The following is a 23,423-nucleotide window of genomic DNA, read 5'->3' as shown; positions in this document are numbered from 1 at the left end:
GTTACCATTAAAAAGATGCCGTTGGAAGAGCTTCAGTTAGTGTTTCAGGTAGTTACAGGCGGGCCTGCCGCTTTGAAAGACGCTAACCAGGCTATTGGGTGGCTAGCTGACCATTGACGATGGTTTGTGAGTTCAGTACTAGAGATAGGTTTCGAAATTCTAGCGAGTGATAGGCAGTGTCAGCTATGCAAGCGATAAATAGGGATGGCATTTTCGCGTGACTCCCCTATTGTTTTTCCTGTTATAGATCTTTTGAGGATCAGACCAATGCGACACAATCGATAGTAATTACTATCTTTCCAGCAGTTGATGCTGTTATACAACGATATGGTATCGATTGTATTTTAGCAGGAGTAGTTGATGAAAATGGGAAATGGTAAGTTACGCGAATGGCAGTTTTTTTGTAAGGAGCGACTTGTGAGTGGGAAACGACTGGAAATGATGTTGCAGAAGTGCTTATGAACGGGGTCGATCTGGCAGCTGATTGATGGACAGCCAATTTAGTTTTTTGAACAGCAACTGTATGAAAAATTTTGTTTATAGATGAGGGATGCACAAAAATCTAGAAGATTATGTGCATGTAGTTTTAACACTTGAAACAGCACCTCCTACCAGTAGGATCCAATTGGGCAAATTTATTTTATCGATGTAGGGAAACTCAGCGATAGGAAAAGACACCTGTTATTGTTGCTTGACCAATTACCGTTGCGTATCAATTTACGAGAAGAGAGGACCTTTACTAATTTTTATTGGTGAAAATAAAGCTTTTTCAATCTTTAAATGAGTTATTGAAAGGTAACGACGGGTCGTTTCTTACTATGGGGTGCATCTGGCGTTGGTCGCACCCATTTGTTATAAGCATGCTGTCACGCGATGAAGGAATTATCATTTGAAATGATGTACTTACCTTCAAAAACTCCACAACTAACACCTTTACAATCTGGCACGCGAGTTTTGGGTGAAATTAGTCATGGTAGGTGCTTATATGTTTTATGTTATAGTTCTCATTATCGGGCTTCTAAAACAACTAAACCATAAACAATTGGTAAGCGCTTTGTTATGCTCGTTTTTTAAGTTAGTTGATTTATTCAATTTCTCCTCCGGAATTATTGATTGAAGAGGAAGTTCGCTGTTATTCAATGGATAATACGCTTAAATATTCAACCTATTGTATTAAAATAAAAATATGCTTAAAAAAGTTTGATTAATTTTGATGTTTTTATTTCAGTGGATAACTGACCATACGTCTGGCGCTTCGCATTTTCCAGTAGGGATTTCGTAAAATTAGTCATTTTTGCGTTCTAATGGTTATATAACCATAGTCATATGATTATAAATCGCAGGGATAGGTAACAATTTAGGATAGCGTCAACAATTGAAGGTTGATACAATAAGATTTCCCTAAAATGAAAGTAAGAATATGGTTAGAATTGTTACCGTTGACGATATTAAAAGTTTAATCCGCAAAGTCACGTTAGAAAAATTTTTTACTCAACTCGTCGAGAGGCTTGAAGCGACTTTTTCGTGTTGGGAAGAATTTGAAAAAATGCCCCGTGTTGTTTCAAGCGTCGAAGGCGGCGTCATTGAGTTAATGCCATTCTGGAATAAAGATTATTATTCATTTAAATATGTCAATGGTCATCCTTCAAATTCAAAGGATAATAAGCAAACAGTTGTGGGTATCGGTATGCTAGCCGATGCTGCTACAGGCTATCCTGTATTAATTAGTGAAATGACATTATTAACTGCTATACGGACCGCAGCCACTTCAGTTTTAGCTTCAAAGTACATTGCAAAACCGAAACCTAGGTCATTAGCAATTGTTGGAACAGGCGCGCAATCAGAATTTCAAATTATCGCACATAAGACATTATTTGACATAAAAACTGTCTATTATTTCGATCTCGATTCCAAAGCAATGGATAAATTTGAAAAAAACTTATCGTCGTATGAATGTAATTCAGGAAGAGTTAATTTGGAAAGAGCAAAAGATGTGGAGAGCATGATTGAAGATGTAGATATTATTATCACCGTAATGGCTTCCAGAAAATTCACACAAATATTAAGAAATGAGTGGATAAAGCCGGGCATGATAATTAATACTATTGGAGAAAATTGCACTGATAGAACTGCGCTCGATCCGAAAATATTGGAACGTAGTAAAATTGTGGTTGAATTTCTTAAACAGTCAAAAGATGAGGGAGCAATACAAAATTACAATCATAATCATGTTTATGCAGAACTTTGGGAATTAACGGAGGGAAAAAATTAGGACGTACCTCCGATGAGGAAATTTTTGTTTTCGATTTGATAGGATTTGCTTTGGAAGATTATGTCACTTTGCGATTAGTTTATAGCTTGGCAGAAGATTTCCACGTAGGACACATGTTGGACATGGTGCCCGAGGAGGAGGGCATCAATCCAAAAAATTTATTCGGATTATTAGTTGATTGATCTGATCCTTTATTTAAGGCTTAATTTCTTTTCCAGATAATGAATATTCTGTGCATTTTTTTGAAAAGCTTCATCTTCCATCATCATTTGATGCAACGGGATGTTGGTTCTAATGCCCTCAACAACTAGTTCCGTCAAAGCGTTCCTCATACGTGCGATAGCCTGTTCACGGTTTTCATTATAAGTAATTAATTTACCGATTAAAGAGTCATAGTATGGAGGTACTCGATAGCCTGTATAAAGATGGGAATCAATTCGGACACCGAATTCCTGCTGGCGCGTGGTAAGCTGTTACAGTACCTGGGCAGGGTATAAAATTTTTAGGATCTTCAGCATTAATACGGCATTCAATTGCATGGCCTTTAATTTCGATATCTTCTTGTTTGTAACCCAATGGTAAACCTGCTGTGACGCGGATTTGTTCTTTTACAATATCTATACCCGTAACCATTTCAGTAATGGGGTGTTCTACTTGAACACGGGTATTCATTTCGATGAAATAAAATTCTCCATTTTCGTAGAGAAATTCAAACGTACCTGCCCCTTTATAATTCATAGCAATACAGGCTTGCACGCAACGATCTCCAATCGCTGCACGTTGTTCAGCAGTAATGCCAGGAGCGGGAGCTTCTTCGATGACTTTTTGATGACGACGTTGCATGGAGCAATCGCGTTCACCTAAATGAATAGCATGATTTTGTCCATCACCTAACACCTGAATTTCAATATGTTGAGGGTTTTTTAGAAATTTTTCCATATAAACTTCATCAGTGCCAAAAACCACTGCGGCTTCCGTGCGCGTCATGGCAATGAAATTTAAAAGATCCGATTCCTTATATACCACGCGCATGCCGCGACCACCACCACCTCCTGCTGATTTAATAATGACGGGATAACCGATTTCTCGAGCAATGGCCAAATTAGCTTCATCATTTCGGATTAAGGCCCCATTAGAGCCTGGAATACAAAGTAGCCCTGCTTTTTGCATGGTTTTAATCGCTGAAACTTTATTACCCATTAAATGAATTACTTCTGGGGATGGGCCAATAAATTTAAATTCACTTTTTTCAATTTGCTCAGCAAAATTAGGGTCTTCCGACAAAAAGCCATAACCAGGGTGGATTGCATCGGCATGGGTTATCTCCGCTGCTGATATGACGGCGGGGATGCTGAGATAACTGTTGGCACTGTTAGAAGGGCCGATACAAACAGCTTCATCAGCTAGACGAACGTGCATCAAATCGCTGTCAGCACTTGAATAGACAGCAACCGTTTTAATTCCCATTTCTTTGCAAGCGCGGTGAATACGTAAAGCAATTTCACCACGATTAGCGATTAATACTTTTTCAAACATGAACATTACTCATTCAGATCAATAATAAAGAGTAACTGATCAAATTCCACTGGTTGTTTATTTTCAACGAGGCGCGCGCTGATCACACCACTTTTATCGGCTTCGATTTTGTTAAACATTTTCATCGCTTCAATGAGACATAATGTATCACCTACCGATATGCGTTCTCCTACCTCAACAAATGGCTTTGCTCCAGGGGTCGGAGACAAATAAACCGTGCCTACCATTGGGGATCTTAATTCGTGTCCTATTATTGCTTTCTTTATGATTTGTGGAGGTTCTTTGATCATTGCAGATGTTTGAATGTGAGAGGTTTGTTCTGTGATAGAAGATAGACGGAGTTGGGGTGTTGTTTGCGTTAAAAATCGACTAATACGGACAGATTCCTCGCCTGATTTTACTTCGATTTCTCTCACGCCAGTTTCATTAATCAACTCGATAAGCTTTCTTATTTTTCGAATATCCATGGCGTTTCCTCGTCAGTGAGTAACTAACTAAGCGGCCTATTGTGCCTGAAAAAAAGGGTTTGTCTATAATTTGGAAAATTGCCGCCCCGTTTGAAGAAGTTAATCGCAAGATCGAGAACTTTATGGATATTGACTTGTTCAAAAAATAAATAAATAGAGACTCTTTTTGTTCCATTATATTAAGTTAGTAGTTAAACTATCTCTGGGGCTATATTGATTACGTATTACCAAAATAAAGATCCTTTTAAAGTTTTCTTGAATTCTTTGGATGATGGTGATGTCGGTTAAAATTTATAGATAGTGTGCATAGATAGTGTGCATTTAGCTAGAGCTGACTGATACAGGTAGTTTAGAGCGCTTTCAATTGTGTTATTGTATTAAGCGTATCGAAGACTCAGGTGTTCCCCCTATTAAATAACCCGTTTTCTTTTTATAATTTAGTACCGTTTAGCGATCAAGGTCAGATTTTAATGTTCAATAGGATGGAAATGGCCTGACAGTCACCATTGCGATGTAATGCGTTCTATGTATTAAATATGGTGATGATGTCGGGTTTACTTAACGGAATAAGAGCTTCAGGATTTGAATTTATTTCAGAAAAAATTGGTAAATCGCAAAGTCCCTAAATCTGAGAGGTTATTGATTCATTCGTTAAAGCTGATTAAAAGAACGAGACAATCATTGGCATGCTTTATCAAGATGCTCTAAAAGTCTATATGCGGTAGGAAGCGAATTTATCCAAATATATCTCAAGGTCCAATGTTATCTGTTGAGAGGTTGTTATGCTTGATTCATTTAAAACATTGCGTGAATTAACAGTTAACGATAAAACTTATTATTACCATAGTCTAAAGGCAGCAGAAGAAGCTGGGCTCTCTAATATTCATCGCCTCCCTTATTCCCTTAAAATTCTCCTCGAGAATCAATTGCGTTACGAAGATGGGAAAACCGTCACAAATGAAGACATCGAAGCTTTTGTGCATTGGCTGAATAATAGAAATTCAGATCGTGAATTTGCTTATCGACCTACACGCGTGCTAATGCAAGATTTTACAGCCGTTCCTGTGATTGTGGATTTAGCTGCGATGCGAGATGCAATAGCGCGGATGAAAGGAGATCCTTCAAAAATTAACCCGCATTGTGCCGTAGATCTTATTATTGATCATTCTATTCAAGTAGACGAATTCGGAAGCAAAAAGGCTTTCCGAAAAAATGTTCATTTAGAAATGAGCCGCAATCAAGAGCGGTATGCTTTTTAAAATGGGGACAGCGATCATTTGATCATTTTCAGCTAGTCCCCCCAGTACCGGTATCTGCCACCAAGTGAATCTGGAATACCTAAGCCGCGGTGTCTGGTCTAGCAAAGTAGATAACAAATTATTTGCCTATCCGGATACTTTGATAGGCACTGATAGTCATACTACTATGATTAACGGTCTCGGCGTTCTCGGTTGGGGTGTGGGTGGTATTGAGGCAGAAGCCTCTATTTTAGGTCAACCTATTTCTATGCTGATTCCTGAAGTTATTGGCTTTCGTCTGGAAGGAAAATTACGGGAAGGAATCACCGCCACCGACCTCGTCTTAACAGTCACCCAAATGCTACGCCTTAAGGGTGTTGTTGGAAAATTTGTAGAATTTTATGGGCCAGGTCTTGCCGAACTACCGCTGGCGGATCGCGCAACTATTGGTAATATGGCTCCGGAATATGGCGCTACTTGTGGTTTATTCCCTATCGACGCTGAAACCATCAAATATTTGGAACTGACTGGTCGTAGCATTGAAACTATCGCACTTGTCAAAGCGTATTCAAAAGCACAAGGCACTTGGCATGACGAAAATACGCTAGAGGCGATATTTAGTGACATGCTTTTACTTGATTTATCGACTGTCGAGTCCAGTTTAGCTGGACCTAAACGCCCACAAGATCGAGTAACCTTGCCGAATCTTAGAGAAGCTGTTGAGAATTTCATCGTTACTGCTGGGCGCGAAAAAGAACTAGATCAAGCTTTCCGAAGCCAAAAGGATTTTGCTCTTCGTCATGGTGATGTGGTGATCGCTGCCATTACTAGTTGCACCAATACTTCTAATCCAAGTCTCATGCTAGCTGCAGGGTTATTGGCGAAAAAAGCTGTCGAAAAAGGTTTGAAAAAAAAACCATGGGTAAAATCATCGCTCGCCCCTGGCTCAAAAGTCGTTACAAATTATCTGTATAAAACTGGTTTAATTGACTACCTTGAAAAAGTGGGATTTTATTTAGTGGGTTATGGTTGTACCACCTGTATTGGTAATTCCGGTCCCCTACCTGATTCGATCGCTAAAACCATCACCAAAAATGATCTTATCGTTTCTTCAGTTTTATCAGGCAATCGAAATTTTGAAGGTCGGATTCATCCTCTCATAAAAGCTAACTGGTTAGCTTCTCCACCCCTTGTTGTCGCTTTTGCGCTCGCAGGAACTGCTCGCATCAATCTTTCAAAAGAACCCATAGGAGAAAATGATCGTGGAGAACCTATTTATCTCCGTGACATTTGGCCCTCGAATGAAGAAATTGCTGAAATGGTCACACAAGTGACCGATAAAATGTTTCGTAAAGAATATGCTGACGTCTTTAAAGGTGATTTGGGGTGGCAAAATATTAAAATATCGTCGGGGAATACATTTGAATGGCAGCCGGATTCCACTTATGTAAAAAGCCCCCATTCTTTGAAAATATAGGGATTAATCCGGAACCTTTAAAAGATATTACTAATGCACGCATTTTGGCGCTTTTAGGAGATAGTGTTACTACAGATCATATTTCTCCCGCCGGTGCTATCAAGCCTAACAGTCCCGCTGGTCAGTATTTAATTGAGCAAGGTATCGACATTAAAGACTTTAATTCTTATGGCTCCCGTCGCGGTAATCACGAAATTTTGGTGCGAGGAACGTTTGCTAATATCCGAATTCGCAATGAAATTGTGTCAGGTGTCGAAGGTGGCTTTACAAGACATTTTCCGGAAGGCGAACAATTATCTATCTACGATGCAGCGATGAAATATCGAGATGAAAATGTGCCTCTGGTCGTAATCGCAGGTAAAGAATATGGAACTGGCTCTTCACGCGATTGGGCAGCAAAAAGCCCCTACTTATTGGGCATTAAAGCAGTCATTGCAGAAAGTTTTGAGCGTATTCATCGTTTTAATTTAGTAGGTATGGGTATTTTACCTCTTGAATTCAAAAACAACGTAGATCGCAAAACCTTGAAGTTAGAAGGTAATGAAGTCATCGATATCGACGGCTTAGCAAATGATTTACATCCTAGGAGCGATGTCATTATGATTATCAAGCGAAAAAATGACTCTATCGAAAAAATTCCTCTGCACTGCCGTATTGACACAAAAAAAGAGCTTTCCTATTATAAACATGGTGGTATTTTGCAGTTTATTTTTCGGAATATATTGGAGAGCAGCTCAATTAATTGATGTTTTCAATGATGAGGCTTTAATTCTTCAAAATGGAGTAAACTTAAATAATGTTCCTAATACGAAGATAATATCGCCAGGAAATTACATATACTGAACAATATTCTAAGCAGAGGGTCGCACACATATTGAGGTATGAGTTTTGATCTGTGAATATTCCTGGTTGCTTTCAATATAGGGGTAAATAGGGGCATCAAGAAAAGAAAAACACTGCCTAAAGTAGTCGAGACTCTCTAGTGCTCCTTAAGATAATGCCTTGTACCTAATAGACCCCCTACATGGAATTAAAATCCATTCGAGTAGCATCATGGTGGCACCGCTCTACAAGTTGTAGTCGGTGAATCTCCTACCGATATCAAAAACAACCTGTAAATATGCTTAGGTTATCGCTAATTCTTTTATATATTTTATTCTGGATACAGCAATCACACCCCATTTCATCGTTGCATTACTTTCGGCTTTATTGGTGGGCCTGCTCTGTGCAAGAAGTGTTTTAGAAGCGGTGTGCTTAGCTGTTGCTATTTGGTATTGGTGGTTGTTTACCTGTCATTAAGGGTTCTACTGTGAGGCACAGTATAGTATTGACTATCGGTTCTGTCGTTGCTTCAAAAAATATTTTCAAAAAACATACAACTTTGTAATTAGGAAAACTGTCGTTCTCAATATTATTTATGGATCACATTTATTACACGCTATCAGGCAATACTAACTTATTGCGACCGTTATCCTTTGCCTTTTTACGAAATCCATAGAATTTTTGATAATTCGCAAAAATTTATCTCTGTGTTATAAGTTCCCAGATGTGCAATACCAATTACATCTTGCGAAAATACAAAATAAACTCACCATGATCTTTTCTATACGGATTGCGCATATCGCCGCGCATGCAAAGAATAAAGCAGTTTACTGTTCTCACCTACGGATCTTAAAATCGACTCTTCCAAGCTACTCTGCCTTTAGCACAGCTGAGTGAGACACAGCCATGACCGAACTTAAGGTCTCACAATCTAAGTCTAGATGTTCTTTTTTGGTCAGAAACCTAGAGTCTTATAGTAATTGTTCGCTTTTAATTCGACTGCCAATAAATTCTAGTTCGGATTTTTTAATGCAGTCATCATTTATCCCAATATATTGGTGCGGTACAGCGCCTACCTAACTCACCTAAAGAGATTTTGCACCCAAGCGTGGATCGCGCGAAATTCTTTGGTGTTCGATATATATGTTGACTGAGTACTTGGTTTTTCGAAGAAAAAATTTGTTCTTTCTCTAATTTCGGTATAACGCAAATTATAGACAGTAAAAGCAGTTCAGTACTATGAGAATTTCTACCTGGATCATTAACAATGGGGAACAATTCTGGCATTCAAAATGCATGAATCAATATCTAAAATAACAGCGATGCTTATGGGATCTAGCGTATGATGCAATCGATAAAGTTTTAATAAACGTTGTTGGGTACTTGCTGATTCTTCACTCAAGAAAATAAAGTTGCTGATGAAGCTAGTAATGGTAACCTAGAATTCGGAAGACGCACAACCCCATTGTATTTAAAAATGAGGATGATAAGCAATAATACACGGCAAAAAAGAGATTTTGATGTCTGCTTATGGAAACAAAGTTTTCAATAGTGACTTTTTAATACGGACCTCGACGAAATAAATTTAACTCCAAGATTTGATCACAAGATATACCTAACATATATCCAAAACTTCGCGCCGACATTAGACTGTATCGGGATTACAAGCTATCCATAAAAGAAGTTTGTATTTTATTGCTTTCTTCCCTTGATTTTTTGCTATCTGCCCCTATATTTATTTTTAGTGATTGTTGCTCCTTTTTTATAGATGAGCTTCTAACTTAATTTTATAATGGAGAGGGTTAAACCATGAAAATACGTCCATTGCACGATCGGATTGTTGTCGATCGTCTTGATGAAGAAGACACTTCAAAAGGTGGCATTGTCATCCCGAGCACTGCGAAAGAGAAGCCTTCTCGAGGTAAGGTAATTGCCGTTGGGACAGGTAAGCTGTTGGATAATGGCGAGGTCCGTCCTTTGGAAGTCAAAATTGGTGAACAGGTGCTGTTTGGTAAGTATGCTGGTACCGAAGTGAAGGTGGATGACAATGAATATGTCGTCATGCGAGAAGATGACATTATGGGTGTGATTCAAGAATAACTGATTACAACAGGTAAGAGAGGTAAAAAAAATGGCTTCAAAAGTTTTGAAATTTTCTCACGACGCATTACATGCAATGAGCCGTGGTGTGGACGTTTTAGCCAACGCAGTCAAAGTAACTTTGGGTCCTAAAGGGCGTAATGTTATTTTAGACAAATCATTTGGGGCTCCTATGATCACTAAGGACGGTGTGAGTGTAGCCAAAGAAATAGAACTAGAAGATAAATTTGAAAACATGGGCGCGCAAATGGTGAAAGAAGTGGCGTCACGTACATCGGATGATGCTGGTGATGGTACTACAACCGCAACTTGTTTAGCACAGGCGATTTTGCGTGAGGGTATCAAGGCAGTTATTGCTGGCATGAATCCGATGGATTTGAAACGCGGTATTGATAAAGCAGTCACTGCGGCAGTTGCTGAGCTAAAAAAGCTTTCTAAACCTTGCCGGGATGACAAGTCTATTGCGCAAGTAGGCACTATTTCAGCTAACTCGGATGAATCCATCGGTAACATTATCGCTGAAGCAATGACGAAGGTAGGTAAAGAAGGGGTCATTACGGTGGAAGATGGTTCGGGACTTGAGAATCTGCTGGAAGTAGTTGAAGGTATGCAATTTGATCGCGGTTATCTGTCACCGTACTTCGTAAATAACCAGCAAAACATGAGCGCTGAACTCGAAAATCCTTTTGTTTTGTTAGTTGATAAGAAAGTTTCTAATATTCGTGAATTAATTCCATTACTGGAAGGTATTGCGAAATCAAGCAAGCCTTTGCTGGTTATTGCTGAGGATATTGAGGGGGAAGCACTAGCTACGTTAGTGGTTAATAACATTCGTGGCGTTGTCAAGATAGCTGCGGTGAAAGCGCCTGGGTTTGGGGACCGTCGTAAAGCGATGTTGCAAGATATTGCTATTTTAACGGGTAGTAAGGTAATTTCAGAAGAAGTTGGTTTGTCATTAGAGTCAGCTACCTTAGAAGACTTAGGTTCTGCCAAACGGGTCGTTGTTACCAAAGATACCACCATCATTATCGATGGTGCCGGTGATTCAGGTGATATCAAGGATCGTATTGGGCAAATCCGTAAAGAAATTGAAGTGACTACCTCTGACTATGACAAAGAAAAGTTGCAAGAACGTTTAGCTAAACTGGCTGGCGGGGTAGCAGTGATTAAGGTCGGCGCAGCAACTGAAATAGAAATGAAAGAGAAAAAAGCACGTGTAGAAGATGCCTTACATGCTACGCGCGCAGCTGTCGAAGAAGGTGTAGTACCTGGTGGTGGTGTAGCATTAATCCGGGTGATGAAAGTGCTTGAGAAATTAAGCGTGGACAATGAAGATCAACAGGTTGGTGTTGATATTGCTCGTCGTGCAATAGCTTCTCCGCTATCACAAATCGTGCAGAATGCGGGTGAACAAGCCGCTGTGGTGGTTGATCGCGTATTGAACCATAAAGATGTTAATTATGGTTATAATGCAGCAACTGGCGAATATGCTGATATGATTCAAATGGGTATCCTTGACCCAACCAAAGTCACTCGTACCGCGTTGCAAAATGCAGCTTCCATTGCTAGCCTCATGATTACCACTGAGTGTATGGTAACTGAAGCTCCAAAGAAGAAAGAGGAGTCAATGCCTAGCGGTGACATGGGAGGTATGGGAGGTATGGGAGGTATGATGTAATTTTTTTTAGTGCTAAGCCTTCCAACGAAAACCCCGCTTGAAGCGGGGTTTTTTATAAGCATCGAGAGGAATAATTCTCTTAAAAACTGTTACTCTTTATTGATTATTTTCCTAAAATATTCGCTGAGAACAATGCTCTCAGCGAATATTCAGAAAGAAAAGCGGAACAAAATCAACTAAAGGCCACTCCGTTACAAAAAAAAGTGAAATTATTGTCGGTACAAAGAGCAAATACTCTCTCTTTTATCAAAGATATAATTAATTAGAGTTGATTGTAGGTGAGGAGAAGCAGCACGAGTGATTTTTTTGAATACATGGGACGGGAAACAATGCAAAAGATCTCCGAAGAAAAAACTGTTAAAGAAGGAAGCGGAAGGGGAAAGGCATTTCATTAAGTCACAATCCTCAAGCTTTTTTGACAGGAGTTCTCCTAGAAAGCACAAGATAAAAGAAGATATAGAGAGGTTTAGAGGCTCCGAGTCAATAATCTGAAGAAATTATTTTGCCGTTTAGCGTTCAGTTCTCGATGCCAGCTTGCTGCCTCTTTAAGTAGAGGTAGTGATTTCGATGTTGTTTTGATTTCGCTTGGCATAAAAAAATTCATCACCTATAATTTCACAATATGCTCCGACATACCCCTCTCTATCAAGAACACGTCAAAATGAAGGCTTACTTTGTCAATTTTTCAGGCTGGGAAATGCCTTTGCGTTATACGTCTCAGATTAAAGAACACCATCAAGTACGTCAACACGTTGGGATTTTTGATGTTTCTCATATGGGAGTAATTGACGTTACAGGTAAAGATGCTTTTATATTTTTGCGTTATTTGTTAGCGAACGATATTGCAAAATTGAAAGATCCCGGCTGCGCTTTATATACATGTATGTTAAATGAAATCGGTGGCATTATTGATGATTTAATTATTTATTATATAGCTTCTCATCATTATCGATTGATTGTCAATGCTGGAACGCGTCAAAAAAATCTTGCTTGGATAAAAAGACAAAGCCGATCTTTAAAGGTAATCGTTAATGAATGTCCTCAAATGTGTATTCTGGCTGTTCAAGGTCCAGCTGTTTTTTCTATAATTAAACCTGTCTTTAATCAATCAATAGCTGCCGAATTAATTTCACTTAAGCCCTTTCAATTTGTTTTGTCAAAGGATCTATTAATTGCTCGTACAGGTTACACGGGAGAAAATGGATTCGAAATTGTCGTGCCAGACAAGGAATTGCCGGCTCTTTGGAAGAAACTTATTAATCGTGGTGCAAAGCCTTGTGGGTTGGGGGCACGGGATACATTGCGTTTAGAGGCTGGTTTAAATTTATATGGAACCGATATGGACGAAACTACTTCTCCTTTAGTCTCAAATTTGGCGTGGACAATATCGTTGAATGATCCTGCTCGTCATTTTATCGGTCGCTCTGCATTAAAAAAACAATTATACGAAGGCGTCAAAGAACAATTGGTAGGGTTAATAATGGAGGAGCCAGGTGTTTTACGCAATCATCAAAAAGTTTGGTTAGAAAATAATAAAAATGGTGAGATCACCAGCGGAGGGTTTTCGCCGACGTTGGGTTACGCCATTGCATTAGCTAGACTGCCTGTTGAGATTGGAAGTGCCGCTTACATTGAGCGGCGAGGTAAATATATTCCTGTTAAAATAATTAAGCCTCCTTTTATTCGACGGGGTAAAAAAATTTAATTTAATATCTTGTGCAGCCTTATCATCTCTCTGTACTTATTGAGGACGTAAGTGGATAGAATACTTCACAAATCTGATAAGCTACGAGAAGAAGCAATACGAGTTTGAGTAATGTCTTACTATAAAGGAGAAATAAATGGCATATTTTCCTGACGAACTGCGTTATACCGAAAGTCATGAATGGATAAGAAAAGAAAATGAGGATATTTTTACAATAGGTATTACCGATCATGCGCAAGAACAGTTAGGTGATTTGGTTTTTGTTGAATTGCCCAAAATGGACACGCATGTTGACAGCGGGGATGAAGTGGGGGTAGTGGAATCAGTAAAAACAGCAGTAGATGTCTATTCACCTTTAACTGGTGAAATTATCGAAGTGAACGAAGAAGCATTGCAAAGCGAACCCGACTTGATTAATCGTGATCCTTATGGGGATGGTTGGCTGTATCGCATAAAAATCGAAGACGAATCGGAATTAGATAATTTACTGAGTGCTAATGATTATGAAGCTAAAATTCGAGAAGAATGATGACTTATATTCCTCATACTCCTGATGATATTTATAAAATGTTAGCCACTATCGGTGTGGATGATATTGGACAGTTGTTTGATGAAATTCCGAAAGCATTACCCACAGCTACCATTAATGAAGTTCCGACGAGATTAAATGAAGCTGGAATTACTCGGTTGATGGAAGAACGAGAACCAAAAAAATGGTTATCTTTTATTGGTGCTGGTGCTTATGAACATTATATCCCTGCTGCCGTTTGGGAAATTACAACTCGCGGAGAATTTTATACCGCATATACGCCATATCAAGCTGAAGCTAGTCAAGGCACTTTACAATTAATTTACGAATACCAAACAGTGATGTGTGAATTAATGGGGATGGATGTTTCAAACGCTTCCTTATATGACGGTGCTAGTGCGTTAGCAGAAGCGGCATTAATGGCAGTGCGTCTTAAACAGGGGAAAGAAAGACGTATTTTAGTGCCAACCAGTGTTAATCCTGCGTATCGACAAGTTTTAAACTCTATTATCAGGCAACAAAAAATTGTAGTTGATGAAGTACCTTTTGATGTATTGCAAGGTGTTGTAGATCCACAAGCTTTAGAAGAAATAGAAACAGAAGGGGTGGCAGCACTTATTATTTCTCAACCTAATTTCTTTGGTTGCCTAGAGGCGGTGGATGTACTTACCGACTGGGCATATGCCCGTAATATTTTAGTGATTGCGAGCGTAAATCCAATTGCAATGGCTTTAATAAAACCGCCAGGACAATGGGGACAGAAAGGAGCAGATATTTCGTGTGGAGAGGGACAATCCTTAGGCGTGCCCTTAGCTTCGGGCGGCCCTTATTTTGGTTTCATGTGTTGCAAAAAGGAATATGTTCGCCAATTACCGGGAAGAATTGTGGGACGGACGGTCGATACTAAAGGTCAGGAAGGATTTACATTGACTTTGCAGGCACGGGAACAGCACATCCGTCGTTCGAAAGCAACTTCAAATATTTGTACTAATCAGGGATTAGCTGTGACGGCGTCGATAATTTATTTAAGCTTATTAGGTGCAAAGGGTTTACAGGAAGTAGCTTTGGCTTCTCATACTAAAGCTCGTTACCTATTGAGTCGTTTATCCGCGTTAAAAGGAGTGTCACCCGTTTTTTCGAGCCCAATTTTTCATGAATTTGGAGTTCGTTTGGAAAAGCCAGTAGAAATAATCATTACAGAGATGACAAGACAAGGTATTCAGGCAGGATATGCATTAAAAAATGATTATCCCGAATTAAGTGATTGTCTTTTAGTTTGTGTGACAGAAACGAAAACCGAACAGGATTTAATAGGTTATGAACAAGCATTTAAGGACATTGTCATCTCTACAAAAGTAGGTATGACAATAAAAGATACATAGAATGTTAATTTTTGAAAAATCACAAAAAAAAGACGAACAATAGCCCATGCGATTTATGACCAAATCGATGCAAACGATATCCCTGCTAATTTATTGCGTCGCGTTTCACCTTATCTTCCTGAATTATCCGAGTTAGAAGTCGTTCGACATTTTACACAGTTGTCTGCCAAAAATTTTTCAATTGATACGCATTTTTATCCATTGGGTTCCTGCACGATGAAATATAATCCACGTGCTGCTAATCGCTTAGCTTCGCTGTCGGGTTATTTAAACCGTCATCCTTTATCCCCTGCACGATACAGTCAATCATTTTTGCAATGCCTTTATGAATTACAAATAATGCTAGCTGACATCACGGGTATGGAAAAAATTTCACTAGCCTCGATGGCGGGTGCACAAGGAGAGTTCGCCGGAGTTGCCATGATAAAAGCGTACCATGAAAGTCGCAATGATCATGATCGAATAGAAATGCTTGTGACCGAGGCCGCTCACGGCACCAATCCCGCTTCAGCAGCGATGTGCGGTTTTACCGTCAAAGAAGTTGCAACAACAAAAGAAGGCGATATTTGTCTCGACAAATTAAGGAAAATGGTTAGTCGTAAAACAGCCGGTATTATGCTTACTAATCCTTCTACGTTGGGCGTATTCGAGAGGAAAATTTTAGAGGTTGCAAAAATTATTCACGACGTTGGTGGTTTACTTTATTACGACGGCGCAAATTTAAATGCAATTTTAGGAAAATACCGTCCCGGTGATATGGGCTTTGATGTCATGCATTTAAATTTACATAAAACATTTGCCACACCTCATGGCGGTGGGGGCCCCGGTGCTGGTCCTGTAGCAGCTAATCAAAAGCTCGCTTCATTTTTACCAATACCTATGGTTGGAAAGAATGACGAATGTTATTTCTGGTTAACAGAAAAAGAATGCCAACAAACCATCGGCAAATTATCTGCATTTATGGGCAACGTCGGTGTATTATTACGTGCCTATATTTATTTACGCTTATTAGGTAAAGAAGGTTTAGCACGGGTAGCTGAGTTTTCGACCTTAAATGCCAACTACTTGATGAAACGGTTAGAACAATTGGGGTTTACACTCGCTTTCCCTCATCGACGTGCTTCTCATGAGTTTATCATCACCTTGAAACCACTCAAGCGCGTTTATGGTATAACCGCGCTTGATGTTGCAAAACGTTTGTTGGACTATGGTTTTCATGCGCCAACGATTTATTTTCCTATATTAATTCCTGAATGTTTGTTAATTGAACCTACAGAAACTGAAAGCAAGCAAACATTAGATCATTTTATTGAAGCTATGCAAGGAATTTTGACAGAAATTAAAACTCGCCCCGATCTTTTACAAAGTGCTCCCCATCACCAACTCATTAATCGACTCGACGAAGTCAAAGCTGTCCGCGATTTAGATCTTCGGTGGATGCCGCACCCTCGATTTGAAAGGAGATAAAATGACATTTATTAAGGAGGGCATCTAGATTTAAAAAGACGTAAAAGCTACACTTGAGATTTTAGAGAATTCGGATTTTTATCCGAAGAGAAGAATACTGCTGGTGCAGATAAATTTCGCACGCTTTTGTAATAGCTATTAGAATTTAGGTCCATAAAACATTTTCAAGGCCATATATCAGCTGATTTAGTTCCATGACTTTTCGGCAAGCTAGGAAAATCCCTGGTATAGCACAGTTACGATCTATGCTGTCATAACGGATGGTTAGTACTTCGCCGTTACCGCCGAAAATAACTGATTGATGAGAAAATAAACCCGGAAGACGGATCGAGTGAACAGCAATGTTATGTTCCATTTCATCACGCGCATGATGCTGATCTTCATGTGTTTTATCATTGCTTTTTTGTAAGCGCGATTCTGCCATCATTTGAGCGGTTTTGATAGCTGTACCTGATGGAGCATCTATTTTTTGTGGATGATGCATTTCGATGATTGCTGTATCTGGAAAATAGCGAGCAGCGTCTTTTGCGTATTTCATCATTAATATGGCGCCTAAAGAAAAGTTAGGTGCAATAATTCCCCCAATTTTTTAGCACGACATTGTTTATCTAAAGTTGCAATTTGCTTTAAAGTTAATCCCGTTGTACCTATTACTGGTCTCGCGCCGCATTGAATAATCATTTCTGTATTTTTAAATACGGATTTTGGTGTTGTGAAATCAACCACTATATCGGAATTAGTAGATTGAATGCTTTTAGCTAGGTCATCCTCACGCCCGATTCCTGCAACTAACTTAAAATCTAGCTGAGCAGCTATGCTTCGTTCAAGAACGCGGCCCATTTTTCCCTTGACACCATTAATGATAATCTTGATAACCATATTAATTACCCCTTCGGATCTTATGCTCTTTTATTTCTTCAAAAGAGCATATCATTTACGCGCTATTGATGAAAAATATTGATGAAGAATAAAAGAAGAATAAAAAATGTAAGAGCGTATTATTCTCGCGCGAGCAGAAATCTAGTGGGAAAATGTAACCAAGCCTCGCTCCTCTGGATTCCCACCCCACACACCCTACAAACCTGATCAAATCAGAGATGCTTAATCACTGTAAGAATGACGGACTAATTTATAGAAATATCTAATTAAGATTAAGAATTCATTGTTTATTTAGGATTCAAAATTTTCTTCAACAAAATCCCAGTTAATTACTTGCCAAAAATTATCGACGTACTTAGAACGATCATTACGAGTATCAATGTAATAGGCGTGTTCCCAAACATCGCATGTTAACAGGGGTTTCTTATCATCCGTCATCGGATTCCCTGCATCAGCAGCGCTTAATATTTCCAATTTCCCAGCTTTATTCTTAACCAGCCAAGTCCAACCAGAAGCGAAATGTTTATTGGCCGTATTAGTAAACAGTTCCTTAAATTTTTCTATAGAACTAAAATATTCTTTAATAGCTGAAGCTAGTTTTCCAGAAGGTTCGCTGCTATTTGGACTCATACATTGCCAATAAAATGTATGATTCCAGCTTTGGGCGGCGTTATTAAAGATACCCCCACTAACTTCAGATTCTCGGATAATCTCTTCTAGAGATTTCTTTTCATAATGAGTTCCATTGATCAATTTATTGAGCTTATCCACATAGGCCCAATGGTGTTTATCATGATGGTATTCAAGGGTTTCCTTAGAAATATATGGAACTAAGGCATCTTTAGCATAAGGTAAATCGGGTAGTATAAATGGCATCAAAGTCTCCTTGTTGATTTTTACCAGCTGCACTCAATTAATCAGAGACGTTGTTGTTTCTCGCTTAATGCCGAGTATTACTGAATTTTATCTAACGTCTTGACCTCTGTATGATACCTTATTGTAGCTAGAATTTCTAGTTAATTGACAAATAGATAATATAGGAATAGATTAGCAGTCTTAATTTTAAAATATGGAGTTATGGTTTATGGCAGTTTTAGTAGGTCGTAAAGCCCCTGATTTTACGGTTCCAGCGGTTTTGGCTGATGGCTGTATAGTGGAGAACTTCAATTTAGTGCAAGTAATTAAGAATAGGTATGGATTGATTTTCTTTTATCCGCTTGATTTTACCTTTGTATGCCCTTCAGAATTGATTGCTTTGGATCACGCTATTGATGAGTTTCAGAAACGCAATGTTGAAGTGATTGGTGTTTCAATTGATTCTCAGTTCACACACAATGCATGGCGTAATACCCCTGTTGAAAAAGGAGGTATCGGTCCTGTTCGCTATACTTTAGTAGCAGATGTGACGCATAATATTTGCCGAAGCTACAACATCGAATATGTGGACGGGGGGTAGCTTTGCGCGGCGCTTTTTTGATCGACAAAGAAGGCGTCGTCCGATCTCAAATCGTGAACGATTTACCTCTTGGTCGTAGCATTCCTGAAATTTTGCGTTTGTTTGATGCGTTGCAATTTACTGAGCGGCACGGCGGTGAAGTTTGTCCCGCTAACTGGAAAAAGGGGGATGTTGGTATGCAGGCCTCTCCTTCTGGTGTTGCCAAATATCTCGCGGAAAATGCAAATAACTTATAAAAAAGCTTTTTAGCTTAAAGACGGTGGGGTACCCCACTTCTTTTTATTTATTTTTATATCTAAACTCTATTGAATTTGAAAAACGCCACGCTAAAACATATCATGCACCATGAAGATTTGGATAAAGATGGCAGTGCTCGCTTTCAAGGAGTATAAAGAAACTGAGCAAATCCGAGAAGCGCTCTTCTGGCGTCCGCTCACTCCTCGTCGTTGACGTGAATAATCTGGAGAGGAGATTTTTTCCGGTCTGTTTATCGGCACTTTAGTTTTATCAGGCTCTAGTTAAGTCGGTTAATCCGATTATGAATGTAACAAAACAATGCAGCAGTCTGTTTGGCATCGTAAATAGCTGAATGGGCTTCTCTTTTGTCAAAAGGAATTTTTGCTTTCTGTAAAGCTTGTGCGAGTACAGTTTTCCCAAAGATCATAGCTGCTAGTGTCGCTGTATCAAAACAGGTAAAAGTATGAAAAGGTGATTTCTTAATTTTGCACCGTTTCATAGTAGTTTGAATAAATGTTAAATCAAAATGCGCATTATGGCCTGCAAGTACAGCACGCCGGCAACCACTTTTTTCTACTGCCTTTTCAACAAAGGCAAACAGATTATTGAGTGCTTTTTTTCTTTAATCGCAAAACGGAAGGGATGATAAGGGTCAATTCGCGTGATTTCCAATGACGCAGGATCTAAATAAGCGCCTTCAAATGGCAGTACATGACAAGCAAATAATTCACCTGGGCGTAGTTGACCGTCTTTATCGAATTCAACTAAAACAGCCGCGATTTCTAAAATAGGATTTTTCAGAGGCTCAAGCCCTCCAGTTTCGAGGTCAACCACAATTGGTAAATAACCACTGAATCGCTTGTTAATAGATGGAATTTTATGGTTATTGTCTTCATTCATAACGTTTTATTTGCCATTGCAATATTTCACCTGCCATAAGCGGTACCAGAATGTCTTGATCAAAGGAAAGAGATGCAGGTATCTTCCATGGTTGTTTTATCAACGAAATTTTCATTGTATTAAGGGGTAAGTCATAAAATTGAGCGCCAAAACGGCTGGAAAAATCCTCTAATCTGTGGAGCGCATTTTCACGTTCAAAAATTTCAGCATAAATTTCGATAGCAGATTTCGCACTATAAATACCAGCACTCCCACAAGGAGATTCTTTTTTAGCTTTGGAATGGGGAGCGCTGTCGGTACCTAAAAAGAATTTAGAATTTCCGCTTGTGGCTGCCCGAATTAAAGCCGCCTGATCTTCATTCGTTTTTAAAATGGGGAGACAATAATAATGAGGATGAAAACCGTGGATTAAAAGATCATTGCGCGTGAATAATAAGTGATGAGGTGTTATCGTGGCAGCGAGTGTCTTAGGCGTTTCAGAAACAAAATCTACTGCTATTTTTGTTGAAATGTGTTCGAAAACGATACGAAGTTCAGGAAATGTTCTTACTAAAGATAAAAGTTCACGTTCAATAAACACAGCTTCACGGTCGAAAATATCTACATCAGAGTCAATCACTTCTCCATGAATTAAAAGTGGTAAGTTGGCAGTTTGCATTGCTTCAAATAAGGGATAAATATTCTGTAAATTTTTGACGCCTGACTGAGAATACGTTGTAGTATCTGCAGGATAAAGCTTACACGCTACAATAATTGTCGATTCTTTTGCTGCTTTAATTTCCTTATAAGATAAGGTATCAGTGAGATAGAGAGTCATTAACGGTTGAAAGGTTGTGGTGGGAGGAACATGCGCTTTAATTCGATTGTAATATGCTTTTGCTTGAGCGACAGTAGTGATAGGTGGCGATAAATTAGGCATGATAATAGCTCGACCGAATTGAGAAGCAATGTCAGGTACCGTGCGTTTCAAATAAGATTGATCGCGTAAATGACAATGCCAATCGTCGGGTTGGATCAAAGAGATTTCGTGCATACAAAATTATACAAAATAACTGTTTGTTTAAATCTAAGAAATTTATTCTAGCAAAACCTAGTGATGTCGTGTATATCAAAAACCTTTTTGAATTTTAAAATCTAAAAACCATAGAGAAATTGATGAAGAAGGTACCAAAATTTTCTATCGCTCGTCAGTCTGGATGAATCTTGCTGATTTTCAAATTGTAAATAAAAATAAAGTGGATTAACCCTTTTTAACTGCATTTATTCAAAGTAATATTCAGCAATTGACTTTAACTAGAGTTCTACAGATTCGGAAGAACCCATCTGACGGAATAAATAACATCTTGTGCCCTCTTGAACGGGCTATGCATTTGAGGATATGCTTGTTAAATGACGTACTTGAATATTAAAAGAGTCAGTCTCTTCAATATTGTAGATTCTTTTATTCAAGCGGCTTATATTGAGATTTGTCTTATCAAACCCACTAACCCATTTTAGTTCTCAAATATCCTAAGATATTATTCCAGATTAGTCACAGTAAGATAGCACTGGGTTACTAGAACAGATGTTATGTCAGCGCCGACTTATTCTCAATATTGAGGACACTAGGAACATACTGACTCTAATTTTTCTACCATTGCTGGGTTTTTTAATGATTAAATATCCGTATCCGAAAAAATGATTTCCTAATTTGCTTAATTTTATTTAAATTATTTGCAATATTTTTATATCATCTAGAAGCTCTAGCCTATTATTAATGTCATTAATGAAGATGAAAGTGTGCGAGAAGGCATTCGTTATCGAGATAATTTTTCTGTAGCTGGATGTTAACTTCTGCTTCTGCAAAAATCATTATTTATTCGCATCAAAATTGTAAATGCACTCGTTGGCGACATAATTTTTTAGTTAGGTAGAGAAAAAAGGTTCACACCATTTACATTTGAATAGATTAGTATGATTGGTATCATACGGCATGTCCGCTAGCGCCTAAGCCTTTAACCAGGTGTTGCTCAGAGACTAAGATGTGTAATGCTGAGCATCACTAATGTAGTACCTACTTATGTGATCGCTTGTTAAATTTTGATAATCAGAACTACATTAACGCAGTTTTTAATGCTTCAGCGCGTTTTGCTGGACTTAGGTTGTTAAATTTTTTTTGTTTGATTTTTGAAGATCACTAAAATCAATTCCATTAGCAAGAAATTCATATTATTACGCGAGGTATTGAAAAAAGGTTTTTCTATTTGCTCTTAATTACTTGTTATTATATAAATAACTAATCAAAATTAAAAAATTATCATTGACGTGTGCCGGTTTTCAACACTACAAGCTATCAGCAATCATTAAGTAATTGGCATCACTCAAATAGCTACCCGACAACTTAGTGCTTAGTGAGGTATTTGAAGATCGACTGGCCATTGTTAACTTTCCGGTATATTGTAAAATACAAAAGCTTTTTAATGGTTACCATTTTATCTCCATAAAAAATCTGGTGTAATAGGCAAGTTTTTGAATGGAGGAGTACTAATGAAAAGATTAATTATCCTTGGTTTAAGAGGCTTAATGATAATTCCGCTACTTATGAATGCTAATGCACAAGATTCATCCGCGCTACTCGCTGCTCCTTATGGAGGTTTACACGGAGGTGTCGCATTTTTCAGTAGGATGATGAACAATGGAAAATTAAACTCTGGACCTGTTATAGGTGCGCAAGCAGGTTATTATATGGGAAATGTGCGCGTTGAAGGGGCATTGAGTTATTACAGCAACGGTCTAAAAAGAAATCATAGCGCCCAATTACGTATGACAACATTAATGGCGAATGCTTATTATAATTTTAATCTTAATCTCCCACTCGCTCCATTTGTTGGCGTAGGTATCGGTTGGGTGCATACTTGGAAAACTAATGTAGCTGTTCTTTTCAATGGTCCGGAAAGCAATGAATTTGCTTATCAAGGAATGGCAGGAGTCAATTTCCCACTTAGTAGTCAGTTTATAGTAGGTGTCGATTATCGTCGCTTAGGCTGGACAGATGGCAATGGAAACCAAAATTTAATAGAAAGTAACCTTAATTATTTGCTTTGAGCTTTCTTACAACAACATTGACGTGCTAAAAATAACGCTCTTTTAAAAAAGCTGCGAGGGCCCATAGCTCAGTTGGTTAGAGCAATCGACTCATAATCGGCAGGTCCCAGGTTCAAGTCCTGGTGGGCCCATTTTCTGGTTTATCTGTGGTATTTAAATCACATAGTGGGTTTTTCCGCAACATCATTACATTA

12 protein-coding genes, 1 tRNA gene and 6 pseudogenes are annotated in these 23,423 nt (G+C 38.6%); 11 read left to right on the top strand and 8 right to left on the bottom strand.

The genetic code is table 11. The features are described from left to right. The first annotated feature begins 1,420 nt into the window (after positions 1 to 1,420). Positions 1,421 to 2,454: pseudogene (gene ocd, locus LG660_RS02565) on the top strand (ornithine cyclodeaminase). Between the two features lie 9 nt (positions 2,455 to 2,463). Here ocd and accC read toward each other — a convergent pair. Both accC and accB read right to left on the bottom strand, forming a co-directional pair. Continuing rightward, a pseudogene (gene accC, locus LG660_RS02555) lies at positions 2,464 to 3,808 on the bottom strand (acetyl-CoA carboxylase biotin carboxylase subunit). A gap of 5 nt (positions 3,809 to 3,813) precedes the next feature. Continuing rightward, positions 3,814 to 4,275: an acetyl-CoA carboxylase biotin carboxyl carrier protein gene (accB, locus tag LG660_RS02550; protein ID WP_258267180.1), complete on the bottom strand. Its 462-nt coding sequence runs from the start codon at positions 4,273 to 4,275 to the stop codon at positions 3,814 to 3,816. Between the two features lie 782 nt (positions 4,276 to 5,057). On the opposite strand from accB, the pseudogene acnA reads away from it, so the two are divergent. Continuing rightward, positions 5,058 to 7,736, top strand: a pseudogene (acnA, locus tag LG660_RS02545) (aconitate hydratase AcnA). Positions 7,737 to 9,073: 1,337 nt separating this feature from the next. On the opposite strand, the gene LG660_RS02540 reads toward acnA, so the two are convergent. Beyond that, the gene (locus LG660_RS02540) at positions 9,074 to 9,214 is read right to left on the bottom strand and encodes a hypothetical protein (RefSeq protein ID WP_258267179.1); all 141 of its coding nucleotides are present in this window, start codon (positions 9,212 to 9,214) and stop codon (positions 9,074 to 9,076) included. Positions 9,215 to 9,621: 407 nt separating this feature from the next. On the opposite strand from LG660_RS02540, the gene groES reads away from it, so the two are divergent. The 6 genes and pseudogenes from groES (at position 9,622) to gcvPB (ending at position 16,673) form a co-directional block, all read left to right on the top strand. Then, positions 9,622 to 9,912, top strand: coding sequence for a co-chaperone GroES (gene groES, locus LG660_RS02535; protein ID WP_258267178.1), 291 nt, complete (start codon positions 9,622 to 9,624; stop codon positions 9,910 to 9,912). Between the two features lie 31 nt (positions 9,913 to 9,943). Beyond that, positions 9,944 to 11,590 carry a chaperonin GroEL gene (gene groL / locus LG660_RS02530; protein ID WP_258267177.1) on the top strand — a complete coding sequence of 549 codons (1,647 nt, stop codon included), beginning with the start codon at positions 9,944 to 9,946 and terminating at the stop codon, positions 11,588 to 11,590. Between the two features lie 622 nt (positions 11,591 to 12,212). Next, complete coding sequence (gcvT, locus tag LG660_RS02525) at positions 12,213 to 13,295, top strand: glycine cleavage system aminomethyltransferase GcvT (protein ID WP_258267176.1); 1,083 nt, start codon at positions 12,213 to 12,215, stop codon at positions 13,293 to 13,295. 136 nt (positions 13,296 to 13,431) lie between these two features. Further along, a complete protein-coding gene (gene gcvH / locus LG660_RS02520) occupies positions 13,432 to 13,824 on the top strand; it encodes a glycine cleavage system protein GcvH (RefSeq protein ID WP_258267175.1) in 393 nt (130 codons plus the stop codon). Next, the gene (gene gcvPA, locus LG660_RS02515) at positions 13,824 to 15,206 is read left to right on the top strand and encodes an aminomethyl-transferring glycine dehydrogenase subunit GcvPA (protein ID WP_258267724.1); all 1,383 of its coding nucleotides are present in this window, start codon (positions 13,824 to 13,826) and stop codon (positions 15,204 to 15,206) included. The genes gcvH and gcvPA overlap by 1 nt, the downstream gene beginning before the upstream one ends. Position 15,207: 1 nt before the next feature. Next, positions 15,208 to 16,673 (top strand): annotated as a pseudogene (gcvPB, locus tag LG660_RS02510) (aminomethyl-transferring glycine dehydrogenase subunit GcvPB). Between the two features lie 145 nt (positions 16,674 to 16,818). Here gcvPB and LG660_RS02505 read toward each other — a convergent pair. From LG660_RS02505 to LG660_RS02495, 3 genes are all read right to left on the bottom strand, one after another. After that, a complete protein-coding gene (locus tag LG660_RS02505) occupies positions 16,819 to 17,214 on the bottom strand; it encodes a 4-hydroxy-tetrahydrodipicolinate reductase (RefSeq protein ID WP_258267174.1) in 396 nt (131 codons plus the stop codon). 11 nt (positions 17,215 to 17,225) lie between these two features. Continuing rightward, positions 17,226 to 17,552 (bottom strand): Rossmann-fold NAD(P)-binding domain-containing protein, encoded by a 327-nt coding sequence (locus LG660_RS02500; protein WP_258267173.1) that lies wholly within the window; start codon positions 17,550 to 17,552, stop codon positions 17,226 to 17,228. Positions 17,553 to 17,843: 291 nt separating this feature from the next. Beyond that, on the bottom strand, positions 17,844 to 18,428 hold the full coding sequence (locus tag LG660_RS02495; RefSeq protein ID WP_258267172.1) for a superoxide dismutase: 585 nt from the start codon (positions 18,426 to 18,428) through the stop codon (positions 17,844 to 17,846). Positions 18,429 to 18,636: 208 nt separating this feature from the next. Between LG660_RS02495 and LG660_RS02490 the strand changes: the two are divergent. Then, positions 18,637 to 19,244: pseudogene (locus LG660_RS02490) on the top strand (peroxiredoxin). A gap of 278 nt (positions 19,245 to 19,522) precedes the next feature. On the opposite strand, the pseudogene rnt reads toward LG660_RS02490, so the two are convergent. Beyond that, a pseudogene (gene rnt / locus LG660_RS02485) lies at positions 19,523 to 20,145 on the bottom strand (ribonuclease T). Continuing rightward, positions 20,138 to 21,178 carry a dihydroorotase gene (gene pyrC / locus LG660_RS02480; protein ID WP_258267171.1) on the bottom strand — a complete coding sequence of 347 codons (1,041 nt, stop codon included), beginning with the start codon at positions 21,176 to 21,178 and terminating at the stop codon, positions 20,138 to 20,140. Before pyrC ends, rnt begins: the two are co-directional and overlap by 8 nt. A gap of 1,493 nt (positions 21,179 to 22,671) precedes the next feature. Here pyrC and LG660_RS02475 point away from each other — a divergent pair. Both LG660_RS02475 and LG660_RS02470 read left to right on the top strand, forming a co-directional pair. Continuing rightward, positions 22,672 to 23,229 (top strand): outer membrane protein, encoded by a 558-nt coding sequence (locus LG660_RS02475; RefSeq protein WP_258267170.1) that lies wholly within the window; start codon positions 22,672 to 22,674, stop codon positions 23,227 to 23,229. A gap of 57 nt (positions 23,230 to 23,286) precedes the next feature. Then, a tRNA-Ile gene (locus LG660_RS02470) sits at positions 23,287 to 23,360 on the top strand. The last annotated feature ends 63 nt before the right edge of the window (positions 23,361 to 23,423 follow it).

The organism is Coxiella-like endosymbiont, assembly GCF_024730665.1.
In the GTDB taxonomy this organism is placed as follows: Bacteria; Pseudomonadota; Gammaproteobacteria; order Coxiellales; family Coxiellaceae; genus Coxiella.
This window is presented reverse-complemented; position numbering and strand designations above follow the sequence as displayed.